Source organism: Bacillus sp. ok061 (assembly GCF_900108285.1).
GTDB lineage: Bacteria > Bacillota > Bacilli > Bacillales > Bacillaceae_G > Bacillus_A > Bacillus_A thuringiensis_S.
Genome location: NZ_FNUW01000003.1, coordinates 63,641 through 76,642, shown reverse-complemented (window position 1 = coordinate 76,642; position 13,002 = coordinate 63,641). Strand labels below are relative to the sequence as shown.

The following is a 13,002-nucleotide window of genomic DNA, read 5'->3' as shown; positions in this document are numbered from 1 at the left end:
GTTGAAAGTTGTATGACATCAAATAATGAACGAGAAGATATTTCTCAATCTTTAAAAGTATTTATTGCATTATCTCGTGTACATCGTTCTGTTATGGATACTACAAATAGATCTATACAAAGTAACGGGTTAAATCCAACTGAATTTGCTGTATTAGAACTGCTATATCATAAAGGCGGTCAACCACTCCAGCAAATTGGTGAGCGCATTTTAATAGCCAGTGGCAGCATTACATATGTTGTAGATAAGCTGGAGAAAAAGGGATTAGTAAAGAGAATCCCATGTCCGAATGACAGACGTGTTATTTACGCGCAATTAACTGAGTCTGGCGAGAACTTTATTGCTTCTATTTTTCCGGGGCATGAGAAAGTTATACATCAGTCTTTTGAAATGTTAACGAAAGATGAAAAAGATGAATTACTTGATCTATTAAAAAAAATTGGGAAGTATGAAAAATAATAATATGTTCCAAAGGAGCTTTGGATAAATAAATCCAAGGCTTTTTTATTTGCAATGAACTCAGGGTAGTAACTGCCGAATTTTGTTGAAAATTAAGAGGGAATTCGGGAATACGTATTGAATTATAGTAAAGGTATGTAATGGAGAGGAGGCTCGTTCATGTCATTTAAAGACTATGAATATAAACGCCCAAATATTGAAGAGTTAAAAGAGAAATTTACTGTTGCTTTAGAGAAGTTTGATAAAGCAAAAACTGTAGAAGAACAAAAACAAGTCATTAATTCAATTAATGAAATTCGCAACGATTTTGGTACAATGGGAAACCTTTGTTACATTCGCCATTCTGTTGATACGACGGATACTTTTTATAAGGAGGAGCAGGATTTCTTTGATGAATTCTCTCCAGTTGTACAAGGATATGGTACAAAATATTATAAGGCACTCATTAATTCTCCATTTCGTGAAGAATTAGAGGCGTATTATGGAAAACAATTATTTGCTCTAGCAGAATGTGATTTAAAAACATATTCAGATGAAGTCGTGAAAGATTTACAATTAGAAAATAAATTATCGTCGCAATATACACAGTTATTAGCATCGGCAAAAATTGACTTTGCTGGAGAAGAAAGAACGTTATCGCAACTGATTCCGTTTATGCAAGGAAAAGAAAGAAGCGAACGTAAAGCAGCAAGTGAAGCATACTACGGATTTTTAGCTGGAAATGAGGAAGAACTAGATCGTATTTATGATGAACTTGTTAAAGTGAGAACGAAAATCGCAAAATCTTTAGGTTTCAAAAACTTTGTTGAACTTGGATATGCAAGAATGTACCGTACAGATTATAATGCGGAGATGGTGGCTAATTACCGTCAGCAAGTGCTGGATTATATCGTTCCCGTTACAACGGAATTAAGAAAGCGACAACAAGCACGTATCGGTGTAGAGAAGTTAGCTTATTACGACGAAAACTTTGAGTTTGCTACAGGGAACCCAACTCCAAAAGGAGATGCGGATTGGATTGTTGATCATGGAAAGACGATGTATAAAGAGTTATCGGCTGAAACAGATGAATTTTTCAATTTCATGCTAGATAATGATTTATTAGATTTAGTTGCGAAAAAAGGAAAAGCTGGTGGCGGATATTGTACATATATTGAGAATTATAAAGCGCCATTTATTTTCTCAAACTTCAATGGAACATCTGGTGACATTGATGTATTAACACATGAAGCAGGTCATGCTTTCCAAGTATATGAAAGTCGTAAATTTGAAATTCCAGAATATAATTGGCCAACATATGAAGCGTGTGAAATCCACTCTATGAGTATGGAATTTTTTACATGGCCATGGATGAAGCTATTCTTTGAAGAAGATGCAGATAAATATTACTTCTCTCACTTAAGTTCAGCACTTCTGTTTTTACCTTATGGCGTATCAGTTGATGAATATCAACATTATGTATATGAAAATCCAGAAGCATCACCTGAAGAGCGTAAGACAGCATGGCGTAACATAGAGAAGAAATACTTACCGCATCGTGATTATGAGGATAATGATTATTTAGAGCGCGGTGGTTTTTGGCAACGTCAAGGGCATATTTATAGCTCACCTTTCTATTATATTGATTACACGCTTGCTCAAATTTGTGCGCTACAATTTTGGAAACGTGCAAGAGATAATAGACAAGAGGCATGGGAAGATTATGTGAATCTGTGCCAACAAGGTGGAAGTAAATCGTTCTTAGAATTAGTAGAAGTTGCAAATTTAACATCACCATTTGTTGAAGGCTGTGTGAAAAGTGTTATTACAGAAATTGAAGCATGGTTACATGCGATTGACGACACAAAATTGTAAAAAACATGCGCTTTTTTTCACATGTTTAACATCGACATAATGGGGAAATGATGAGATAATAAAAGAAAATTCAGAATACTGAAGGGTGTTTCTAATAAGGAGCACCTCTTTTCACCAACAAAAGGGGGGAACAAGTATGCTTCAATCTAATATGGATGTGAGTTTAGAAAGTTTAGTAAACTCATTACAGTCTACCCGAAGCACGCTATTATCAGAAATTGAAATGTTAAATGATACAGAAGTGAATGTAAAGCCACGCCGTGATAAATGGAGTATTACTCAAATTTTACACCACTTGCATTTAGTTGAACAATCTGTCACGTCTGCCCTTGTATATGCTTTACAAAAAAACGAAAGAAACATGACTCCATTTAAAGACCTCCAACTTACGCTTGATCGCACACATAAACGAGAAGCTCCTCAGCAAATGCAACCAACAGAAACTTTAATGAAAAAACAGCAAGGAATTCAATTACTAGAACATTCACGACAAGAACTATTACACGCGCTTCATAGTGTTATAGATGAAAAAGATCTATTTGAAAATGGATTAAAGCATCCTGTTTTTAATGATCTGAATTTGTATCAATGGGTTCAATTTCTTGATTTGCATGAACAAAGACATCTTACGCAGTTAAAAGAGGCGAAACATGCAATTTTGCAACGCTAAAGTGGAAGAAGTGGGAAACCACTTCTTTTTTGATATGTGCATAGTTTTCTTTCTTATTTTGGAATACTACATGGAGAAAGAAAAGAAGGAGTTGAAAAAATATGTCTAAGAAGAAGCGAGAAGAGGAGCGCGCCTGGAAAGCGCGTAAAGAAAATCAACAACCGCACGGAAAAGTGAAAGCTTTTGCTGAATTAGTTGAAGGAATAGAAAAAACGTGATGATTATTTCATCACGTTTTTTGTATGAGTGGAAAAGTTAATAAAAAGGTTGTACCGATTCCTTTTTCACTTATAATATCAATTTTTCCGTTCATAGCTTGAACAACACTGAATACGACCATCATTCCAAGTCCAGTGCCTTTTTCTTTCGTTGAATAGAAAGGCGAACCAAGCCGTTTTACTTGTTCTGACTCCATACCGATTCCTGTATCTTTTATATATAACTGAATATGCTTATGATCAGGAACTAATGTGAAATAAAGATCACCGCCTTTTGGCATAGCCTCAATGCAATTTTTTAAAATATTTAATAAACATTGATTTAGTTTTTGTTTTTCTCCAGCGATAAAAAAAGAAGTGCTTTGCTTTATATAATGAGTACGTACATTTGTTAAATTAGCAAGCGGTGTAATTAACGACAATGCATGTAGTAATTCTTCTTCTAACTGTAATGTTTGTTCTTTTTCAATGCTTGGTTTGGCAAAAGTTAAATAATCTGTAAGAACATGATTTGCTTGTTCGATGCCGTTAATGGCAATGTCGATATATAATTTTCGTTCCTGCGCAGTGCATGTATCTGATTGTAACAGTTGTAAAAACCCTTTCGTTGAAGTTAATGGATTGCGAATTTCATGAGAGATAGACGCTGCCATTTCACCAATTAAATGAAACTTTTCAGCATTTATAAGTTCGTTTTGGAGACGAACTTGAGTTTGTAATATGTGTAGTAAATATAAAATTAGGATCGTACCAAGCATTGAACATAACTCATATACAATAATATGCGGTATATAATCAGTCTTATTTGTAACCTTTGAAAGGAAGAAAGGTATCCAACTAAATCCGTATGTGAGACTGTAGATAATAGCAAGTGTTATTTTTATACGATTAGAAGTTCGATTGAAAAATTTATATGTTAATAGTAGAACAATAAATAGAAGAACAGAACCGATAAGAGATGGCAAAACACCTACCCCACCTAATAATAAGCGATATATGTTTAATACAACTAAGATAGAACCACCAGCAATAGGCCCTCCCGTTAATGTACCGACAATTAATACAATATGGCGCATATCAAATTGAAAACCATTATTTGTTTTTGCTGCAAATGTAATACAGAGTACGGTAGCGAGGCAACACAATACAATAAATATAGCTGAATTTAATTTAGGAGAGCGTTTCCCTTTTTGATTCCAAAATAAATGATATACGAGCATTGTAATAAGGATGAATAATATATTTAAAAAGAGATAAATAATAAAGGATTTCAGTGGGATGCCTCCTCTCTTCTTATATTAAATTAATCATACTATAAAATGAAAGAAATGAAATAATAAATAGCGGAAAAATCAGAAATTTTTACGCTAGTATACAATATGTTACAATAAGCTGTGTCAATGAAAGAAGAAATTCCGTGCACCGCGCGGGAGAGGTTCGCGAACTCCCTCTATAAAAAACTATGGAAACAACAATATCCTTAGGTATTGTTTTGTTTTTTTATTGTGACAGTTCAAGAACGTTCTTTCTTCTTATTTATAGTAGAGAAGGAGAATGAGTGAAATGAAAAAAGAAAAAGCAGTTGTTGTTTTTAGTGGAGGACAAGATAGTACAACATGTTTATTTTGGGCAATAGAGCAGTTTGCAGAGGTAGAAGCTGTAACGTTTAATTACAATCAACGTCATAAGCTAGAAATTGATTGTGCAGCGAAAATTGCAAAAGAGCTAGGAATAAAGCATACGGTACTAGATATGAGTCTATTAAATCAACTTGCTCCAAATGCGTTAACGAGAACGGATATGGAGATTACACATGAAGAAGGTGAATTGCCATCGACATTTGTAGATGGACGAAATTTACTCTTCTTATCATTTGCTGCTGTATTAGCAAAACAAGTTGGAGCACGTCATATTGTAACGGGTGTATGTGAAACTGATTTCAGTGGTTATCCAGATTGCCGTGACGTGTTTGTGAAATCGTTAAACGTTACTTTAAATTTATCCATGGATTACCCGTTTGTCATTCACACGCCACTTATGTGGATTGATAAAGCTGAAACATGGAAATTATCAGATGAACTTGGAGCATTTGAGTTTGTTCGAGAAAAAACATTAACATGTTATAACGGAATCATTGGTGATGGTTGCGGTGAATGTCCAGCGTGCCAACTTCGTAAAGCAGGATTAGATACGTACCTACAAGAACGCGAAGGAGCGAACAACTAATGGATAATTTCTTTGGATTTCGCATCGTAGAAAATTTGCAAAAAATGGACAAGGATATTCAGCGTAAACAGCTCAAATACCATAATAAAAGAGTAATGGTCAGCAAGGAATTTACATTTGATGCAGCACACCATTTACACTGTTATGAAGGGAAATGTAAAAACTTACATGGTCACACATATAAAGTTGTATTTGGAATTAGTGGATATGTAAATGAAATAGGACTTGCAATTGACTTTGGTGATATAAAAGAGATTTGGAAGAATGAAATCGAAATTTATTTAGATCATCGTTATTTAAACGAAACGTTACCTGCAATGAATACGACTGCTGAAAATATGGTCGTTTGGATTTATGAAAAGATGGCAGAGGCACTAACTAAAGAGAATCGAGTGAACGAATATAAAGGAGCTCGCGTAGAATTTGTTCGTCTATTTGAGACGCCGACTAGTTATGCGGAAGTAAGACGGGAGTGGATGCTCGATGAGTAAAATCCCTGTCTTAGAAATATTTGGTCCGACTATTCAAGGTGAAGGAATGGTTGTAGGGCAAAAGACAATGTTTATCCGTACGGCTGGTTGTGATTATAGCTGCGCTTGGTGTGATTCTGCTTTTACATGGGATGGATCAGCTAAAAATCAAATTAGACAGATGACAGCAGAAGATATTTGGGATGAGCTTGTTACAATTGGAGGAGAAAATTTTTCTCATGTTACGATTTCAGGCGGAAATCCGGCATTGCTGAAAAATATTGAGTTTCTTCTTTCTATATTAAAAGAAAATGGAATGCGGACGGCAATTGAAACACAAGGGAGTAAATGGCAAAATTGGTTACTTCAAATTGATGAAGTAACAATTTCTCCAAAACCACCAAGTTCGACGATGAAAACAGATTTTCAGAAGTTAGATGCTATTATTCAGAAACTAGCAGGAAAAGATATTAGTTTAAAAGTAGTAGTATTCGATGATCATGATTTTGAATATGCAGTTAAGATGCACGAACGTTATCCAGATGTACCATTTTTCTTACAAGTAGGAAACGATGATACAAAAACAGTGGATGATGCGATGCTTATTAAAAAATTATTAGATAAGTATGAGTGGCTGATTGATAAAGCTGTAAATTGTAAAGAGATGAATGATGCAAAAGTATTGCCCCAGCTTCATGCGTTAGTATGGGGAAATAAACGCGGCGTATAACGAGAAGGGATGTTTAAAATGACAGGAAGATTAGATGAAGATTTAAAAGATGTAACATTACTAGGAAATCAAAATACAAAATATTTATTTGAATATAGCCCAGAAATATTAGAGGTATTTGATAATAATCATCCAAACCGTGATTATTTTGTAAAATTCAATTGTCCTGAATTTACAAGTTTATGTCCGAAAACAGGACAACCAGATTTTGCAACAATTTATATTAGCTATATTCCAGAGCAAAAAATGGTAGAGAGTAAATCTTTAAAGTTGTATTTATTTAGTTTCCGCAATCATGGTGATTTCCACGAAGATTGCATGAACGTTATTATGAACGATTTAATTAAATTAATGGATCCACGTTACATTGAGGTATGGGGGAAATTTACACCACGTGGTGGCATTTCAATTGATCCATACTGCAACTACGGTCGCCCGGGGACGAAGTATGAACAAATGGCTGACTACCGCATGATGAACCACGATCTATATCCGGAAACAATTGATAATCGTTAATAAAAAGAAAGGGCCTGTATACTATACAGGCCCTTTCTTTTTATTATATTATGCATTTTGATTAATGACAGTATAGTTTTTATGACTTACAACTGTAAGAGGTTCCATATCTAGTTCTCTAAAATTCTTCATAATTGTTATATCAACAATAACAGAGTTTTGATTTACTTTTTGAACACGGCCTTGCATTCCACCTTTAAATTCGATGATATCTCCAGTTTCTGCGATCTGCATAAGCAACTCTCCTTGTTACAGTTTTCCCAAAAAAAGAATAAATTTGGGTTTTTTTATTTCCTCCTATTTTGAACCATATTTCCTACTTTGTAAATGTTTCCAAAGTGAAAATTCGAAAAATATTCACTTTTTGTAAGAAAATATGTAGAAAATCCATGTTATTTGAAAAAAATAGCAAAAATGCGGGAATCTTTATATCGAGGTATAATGAAAAAGTAGAATAACCTGCTGAAGTGGGAGAAATTAGAGGCGGTAAAATGATGTTTGAATTTGTGGGGAGTGTTATAGCTTTAATTTTATTTTTATTTTCTTATATGCATTTAAAAAAGATTCGTCAATATGATACGAGTACATATTTTGATGGGATGGATGGTATCCATGCTTCGATAACACATGATAGTGGTGGGGAGATGTAAAGGTATATAACTTTCTTTTCTTGCGTGGTATGATATTTAGAACTAGTGCATAATAGAGTTCGTAAGTGATGAATGGAGAGTGAAAAGAATGAAGATTTCTTTTATTCGTCATGGTTGTTTAGGTCGTATAAGAGAACCGATGACAATTAATTCATTTCACGAATGGATGAAACAGTATGATTCCGAGTCAATGATACAAAAAGCTAAAATGCCGATAGAAACAATAGAGGCAATTGAAGCAGCGAAATTTGTCTTAACAAGTGATCAAAGGCGTGCTGTACAATCAGCAGCTGAATTGACGGATTCTTTATCTTTTATGCAAAATTCTCTTTTTAGAGAAGCTGAAGTTCCTTCATGCTTTTTTGCTCCGAAGTGGTTGAAATGCACAATTAAGGTATGGATGTTCATTGGACGAACATTATGGATACTTGGCTACCATAAAGATGTTGAGTCTTATAAGGAAATAAGAGAGAGGGCAAGGCAAGCGGCTTACCTGTTACATCGTTATGCTCTCGTACATGGAAGTATTGCTCTTGTAGGTCATAAGTATTTTAATTCGATGATTGGAACGGAGCTGAGGGCAATGGGATGGTCTGGTTCTCCTGTTTTGCATAGAAAGCCATGGGGATGTACAACATATACGTTTCACGAGGCGATGGATGGAAATATATTAAATACGAATTTAACATAAAAGCACACGATTTATATAAATCGTGTGCTTTCTTTTTAAGATATAGAAATTTTGACGTTTAATGTTTTTACGAGATGAGCATAAGGTTCGCCTACTAGCATAACAATTTCATCTTTTTTATAACCTAACTTTTCGTATAGTGAATAGGCGCGTGTGTTTTCTAAATTAACAAGTAAAGCGATTTTTTCATACCCTTTTTCAGTTGCATAGATTTCGGCAGCTTCAATTAATTTAGAACCGATACCTTTTCCGCCGTGTGCACTTGAAACTGATAATGTATCAATGTAATACTCATCAAGCTCAGCTTCTTTTTCTAACGTAATTGATTCATCTTTATGTAATTCTCTTAAGTGATGTACGATTGGTGCGTCAAGCTGTGTTGCTTCACTACCGTGATAAGCGACAATAATTCCAACTGCACTCTCGTCTTGTTCATAGACAAAACAGTTTTCGTAGCTCAGACGGTTATTTTCTTTTGAGAACCATGTCTCAAGTCCTAGTAATACTTCTGCTTTAACTGTGCTACCTGTGATTTTTTCAGCAATTTCATGCAGAGCATTATACAATAAAGGAGCTATTGCCATTGCATCTGTCTTTTTTGCTTTCCGAATCATAGTATCCCTCCTAGTTCTATTTGTATATTGTAGCATAGTGGTATTGAACTTTGCATAATTGAATGCCGAAATGTTTGATATAGAGAAGTAGCTATGTTAGTATATGATATTTAGTGGACATATAGTAAAACGATATTGTTTGCGAAATAACGAAAATAAAATCATGGCATAACAACGAGATAAAATGAAACGTTAATCAGTAAGACTTTTTGTTCATTCCACGACTGATTAGTAGCCAACACCAATCGGACCGCCTGCAAATAGCGGGATAATTTTACAGTTGTTGACCTATAGAATATACGATAAAATAAAATATTGCAGAGAGGTGAAATACATGGATAAAGAATTAGCAAATACAATTTTAGATCAGCTGAAAAATGGTGAAATAACGGAGTATGTTGTTACGAAAGATGTATTTTATACGTTCAGAGAAGTTGTTGTAAATAGAGAAGACTTTAAGCATTTCATTGGTAACGCACAGCGAGGCGGGCAAGTGATTTATACATATTCAGAAACGCCACGTTCATAAAGGGGAATTTTGATCAGCAGGGCATCCCTCACTGATTAGTAGCCAACACCAATCGAACGTTTAATGCGGGATAAATAAAAGATAAAGGAGAGGGGAATTATGGGCGATTTTAAACAAGGCATTTTACCACATTGGGATTATATGTGGAAAGATAGAGCCGGCAATAGATTTATGGGAATGGTTATGTATCCAGAGAAACGAAAATGTTCAGCAAAAATGCTTCAGAAAATAAAAAGAGCATATGAAGAAGCGATAGAAATTAAAGTAACTGTACAAGTTCAACATACATATCAGTACGTAGAAGGAATGATTGTATACTTTGATGAAGAGGCTCCTGTATGTACAATGCTTGATAAAGATGAAAATCCACATCACATATTTGTAAAAGATATTTTGCGTATTGAGCACTCTGAATAAACTTTTCATAAATAAATTGAAGTTCCATAATAATAATCTTTTTCTATAATAGTTATCTTTTAGTATGTAACGAAAAACGAAAGTATATGTATAATATATTTAATAAGGTAGATTTGATAAATGTAATCGTTTTTTAGAGCAGATTATAGTTTCATATCTGTTCTTTTTTGCGTGATGCTGGAGAAATATATTTCTTCAGTATCTAACGTTTTATGACAAAATATATTGTTAACTTTTTAAAAAATAAGGTTAAATTCGTTGACAACTTTTTTGAAAAGCACTTTATTGACATGAGTTTTAGAATGTTGTTTCATAGTCATTGTATTGAAAAAAAACGGCTATCATGTCGAAAAGTAAAAGTTAAAAAAAGAAAGAATTTATACATATATCTTGTGTCTTATTTTGAAACGTAATACAATATATAGAGAAATCAAGAACAACATATAGAGAATATAGATTTGAGAGGGAGGGTCGGAAATGTTAGTTGCATATGATTCTATGACAGGAAACGTGAAGCGTTTCATTCACAAATTAAATATGCCGGCCGTTCAAATTGATGAAGATCTAGTAATAGATGAAGACTTTATTCTTATTACGTATACAACAGGTTTTGGCAATGTACCAGAACGTGTTTTAGACTTTTTAGAGCGCAATAATGAAAAATTAAAAGGCGTATCTGCAAGCGGAAATCGTAACTGGGGAGACATGTTCGGTGCAAGTGCTGACAAGATTTCTACTAAATATGAAGTGCCTATTGTATCAAAATTTGAGTTATCTGGAACAAATAACGATGTAGAATATTTTAAGGAAAGGGTGCGGGAGATTGCGACACATTGAACTGAATAATGAAATCACGCAAATGCAGGACGGTTTTTATCAGCTTCATAAAGATAAAGAGGCATTAGAAGTCTTTATGGAAGAAGCTAGAGAGAATACCGTTCCTTTTAATAGCGTGGCAGAGCGAATGGAGTATATGAAAGAACATGATTACTATTACAACGTTCTGGACGAGTATAGCTTGGAGGAAGTAGAGGAAGTATATAACATCGCTTATGGTGAAAACTTCGAGTTCCAATCTTATATGGCAGCATCTAAGTTCTACAAAGATTATGCGTTAAAAACGAATGATCAAAAACAATACTTAGAAAGCTATGAAGATCGTGTAGCAATTGTTTCATTATACTTAGGACGCGGTGATGTTTCGAAGGCAAGACAATTCGCAAGCATGATTGTAAAACAAAACTACCAACCAGCGACACCAACCTTTTTAAATGCGGGAAGAAGCAGAAGAGGAGAAATGGTGTCTTGTTTCTTGTTAGAGATGGACGATAGCTTAAATTCAATCGGCTTTAACATTAATACTGCGATGCAATTATCGAAAATCGGCGGGGGAGTAGCTTTAAACTTATCTAAACTACGCGCACGTGGTGAGCAAATTAAAGGTATTGATAACGCTGCAAGTGGTGTAGTGCCTGTTATGAAATTGCTTGAAGATTCGTTTTCATATGCGAATCAGCTTGGCCAACGAAAAGGTGCCGGCGCAGTATATTTAAACATTTTCCATTGGGATATTATTGAATTCCTTGATACAAAAAAAATAAATGCCGATGAGAAGAGCCGTATTCAGTCTCTATCAATCGGAATTATCGTTCCAAGTAAGTTCTTTGAGCTTGCTGAGAAAAACGAACCTTTCCATGTTTTCGCGCCTTATACGGTTTATAAAGAATATGGCAAGCATTTAGATGATATTGACATTGATGAAATGTACGATGAATTAATGAGCAATCCGAAAGTGAAGAAGAAGCCACTAGATATTAGTGCACGTGATATGCTTATTAAAATCGCTATGATTCAGCTTGAGTCTGGTTACCCATACTTAATGTTTAAATCAAATGCAAATAATCAACATCCATTGAAGGATATTGGAACTGTGAAGATGTCGAACTTATGTACAGAAATCTTCCAGCTTCAAGAAACTTCAGAAATAAATGATTACGGTACAGATGACATTATCCGTCGTGATATTAACTGTAACTTAGGATCGTTAAATATTGTAAACGTAATGGAAAATAAAGAAATTCGTGAAGCGGTTCATGCAGGAATGGAAGCTTTAACAGCTGTTTCTGATATGACGATCATTCCGAATGCACCAACTGTGAAAAAAGCAAATGATGAGCTTCATTCAGTTGGACTTGGAGCAATGAACTTACACGGATATTTAGCAAAAAATAAAATCGCTTATGAAAGTGCAGAAGCGAAAGAGTTTGCTCGTACATTCTTTATGATGTTAAATTACTACTCTATTGAGAAAAGTATGGAAATCGCTACAGAAAAAGGCGAGACATTTAAAGACTTCGATAAATCTGATTATGCGAATGGCACATACTTTGAAAAGTATGAAACGACAGATTACAGCCCAGTAACTGAAAAAGTTCAGCAACTATTTGAAGGAATTCATATTCCAACAAAAGAAGATTGGACAAGTTTAAAAGAGCAAGTGCAGAAGAATGGTTTATATAACTCATATCGTCTTGCCATTGCTCCAACACAATCAATCAGTTACGTTCAAAATGCAACTTCAAGCGTAATGCCGATCGTAAGTCAAATCGAATCAAGAACATATGCGAATGCGACAACATATTATCCAATGCCGTATTTATCAAAAGATACGTTCTGGTACTATAAATCTTCTTACGATATGAATCAGTTTAAATTAATTGATTTAATCGCAGAAATTCAAGAACATATTGACCAAGGAATTAGTACAATTCTTTACGTTAATAGTGATATTTCAACACGTGAATTAGCACGTTACTACATCTATGCACATAAAAAAGGCTTAAAGAGTCTGTATTATACGAGAACACGTAAATTAAGTGTGGAAGAGTGTGTGGCTTGTACCGTTTAATATAAAAAGTGAGACATGATGAGCAGGGTTTTCTGAACCCTGCTCATGCT

General features: G+C 34.4%; 17 protein-coding genes and 1 riboswitch. Of the genes, 14 read left to right on the top strand and 3 right to left on the bottom strand.

Annotated features, from left to right (window positions below):
- Positions 1-12 precede the first annotated feature (12 nt).
- The 4 genes from C4S65_RS05415 (at position 13) to C4S65_RS34895 (ending at position 3,201) form a co-directional block, all read left to right on the top strand.
- Complete coding sequence (locus C4S65_RS05415) at positions 13-459, top strand: MarR family transcriptional regulator (protein ID WP_000203350.1); 447 nt, start codon at positions 13-15, stop codon at positions 457-459.
- 159 nt (positions 460-618) lie between these two features.
- Positions 619-2,313 carry a M3 family oligoendopeptidase gene (locus C4S65_RS05410; protein WP_000008566.1) on the top strand — a complete coding sequence of 565 codons (1,695 nt, stop codon included), beginning with the start codon at positions 619-621 and terminating at the stop codon, positions 2,311-2,313.
- Between the two features lie 136 nt (positions 2,314-2,449).
- On the top strand, positions 2,450-2,983 hold the full coding sequence (locus tag C4S65_RS05405) for a DinB family protein (protein ID WP_000941975.1): 534 nt from the start codon (positions 2,450-2,452) through the stop codon (positions 2,981-2,983).
- A gap of 101 nt (positions 2,984-3,084) precedes the next feature.
- Complete coding sequence (locus tag C4S65_RS34895) at positions 3,085-3,201, top strand: DUF6254 family protein (RefSeq protein WP_086406004.1); 117 nt, start codon at positions 3,085-3,087, stop codon at positions 3,199-3,201.
- Between the two features lie 11 nt (positions 3,202-3,212).
- Here C4S65_RS34895 and kinB read toward each other — a convergent pair whose 3' ends face one another.
- Complete coding sequence (gene kinB, locus C4S65_RS05395; RefSeq protein WP_061668005.1) at positions 3,213-4,421, bottom strand: sporulation sensor histidine kinase KinB; 1,209 nt, start codon at positions 4,419-4,421, stop codon at positions 3,213-3,215.
- 206 nt (positions 4,422-4,627) lie between these two features.
- Positions 4,628-4,671, top strand: a riboswitch (PreQ1 riboswitch).
- 93 nt (positions 4,672-4,764) lie between these two features.
- Between kinB and queC the strand changes: the two genes are divergently transcribed.
- Genes queC through queF form a run of 4 tightly spaced genes read left to right on the top strand, consistent with a single transcriptional unit; the run spans position 4,765 to position 7,143 of the window.
- Positions 4,765-5,427, top strand: coding sequence for a 7-cyano-7-deazaguanine synthase QueC (gene queC / locus C4S65_RS05390; RefSeq protein WP_000711598.1), 663 nt, complete (start codon positions 4,765-4,767; stop codon positions 5,425-5,427).
- Positions 5,427-5,918, top strand: coding sequence for a 6-carboxytetrahydropterin synthase QueD (gene queD, locus C4S65_RS05385; protein ID WP_000368414.1), 492 nt, complete (start codon positions 5,427-5,429; stop codon positions 5,916-5,918). Before queC ends, queD begins: the two co-directional genes overlap by 1 nt.
- A complete protein-coding gene (gene queE / locus C4S65_RS05380; protein ID WP_000036304.1) occupies positions 5,911-6,627 on the top strand; it encodes a 7-carboxy-7-deazaguanine synthase QueE in 717 nt (238 codons plus the stop codon). The genes queD and queE overlap by 8 nt, the downstream gene beginning before the upstream one ends.
- Before the next feature lie 18 nt (positions 6,628-6,645).
- Positions 6,646-7,143, top strand: coding sequence for a preQ(1) synthase (queF, locus tag C4S65_RS05375; RefSeq protein WP_001986050.1), 498 nt, complete (start codon positions 6,646-6,648; stop codon positions 7,141-7,143).
- Between the two features lie 48 nt (positions 7,144-7,191).
- Here queF and C4S65_RS05370 read toward each other — a convergent pair whose 3' ends face one another.
- A complete protein-coding gene (locus C4S65_RS05370) occupies positions 7,192-7,377 on the bottom strand; it encodes a DUF2187 family protein (RefSeq protein ID WP_001165082.1) in 186 nt (61 codons plus the stop codon).
- A 260-nt stretch (positions 7,378-7,637) separates the two neighbouring features.
- Here C4S65_RS05370 and C4S65_RS34280 point away from each other — a divergent pair, with 260 nt between their 5' ends.
- The gene (locus C4S65_RS34280; protein ID WP_000461432.1) at positions 7,638-7,793 is read left to right on the top strand and encodes a hypothetical protein; all 156 of its coding nucleotides are present in this window, start codon (positions 7,638-7,640) and stop codon (positions 7,791-7,793) included.
- An 88-nt stretch (positions 7,794-7,881) separates the two neighbouring features.
- Entirely contained in the window at positions 7,882-8,484 is a 603-nt protein-coding gene (locus C4S65_RS05360) for a hypothetical protein (protein WP_000703090.1), read from the top strand.
- A 35-nt stretch (positions 8,485-8,519) separates the two neighbouring features.
- Here the strand turns inward: C4S65_RS05360 and C4S65_RS05355 are convergent, their stop codons facing one another.
- A complete protein-coding gene (locus tag C4S65_RS05355) occupies positions 8,520-9,098 on the bottom strand; it encodes a GNAT family N-acetyltransferase (protein ID WP_000619551.1) in 579 nt (192 codons plus the stop codon).
- Positions 9,099-9,432: 334 nt separating this feature from the next.
- Here C4S65_RS05355 and C4S65_RS05350 point away from each other — a divergent pair, with 334 nt between their 5' ends.
- The 4 genes from C4S65_RS05350 to nrdE all read left to right on the top strand — a co-directional run bounded on the left by C4S65_RS05350 (position 9,433) and on the right by nrdE (position 12,952).
- Positions 9,433-9,627 (top strand): hypothetical protein, encoded by a 195-nt coding sequence (locus tag C4S65_RS05350; protein WP_000356686.1) that lies wholly within the window; start codon positions 9,433-9,435, stop codon positions 9,625-9,627.
- Positions 9,628-9,726: 99 nt separating this feature from the next.
- Positions 9,727-10,044 carry a hypothetical protein gene (locus tag C4S65_RS05345; RefSeq protein WP_000502199.1) on the top strand — a complete coding sequence of 106 codons (318 nt, stop codon included), beginning with the start codon at positions 9,727-9,729 and terminating at the stop codon, positions 10,042-10,044.
- A 477-nt stretch (positions 10,045-10,521) separates the two neighbouring features.
- Entirely contained in the window at positions 10,522-10,881 is a 360-nt protein-coding gene (gene nrdI, locus C4S65_RS05335; protein WP_000959447.1) for a class Ib ribonucleoside-diphosphate reductase assembly flavoprotein NrdI, read from the top strand.
- Positions 10,868-12,952, top strand: coding sequence for a class 1b ribonucleoside-diphosphate reductase subunit alpha (nrdE, locus tag C4S65_RS05330; protein WP_001215839.1), 2,085 nt, complete (start codon positions 10,868-10,870; stop codon positions 12,950-12,952). The genes nrdI and nrdE overlap by 14 nt, the downstream gene beginning before the upstream one ends.
- Positions 12,953-13,002: the final 50 nt, after the last annotated feature.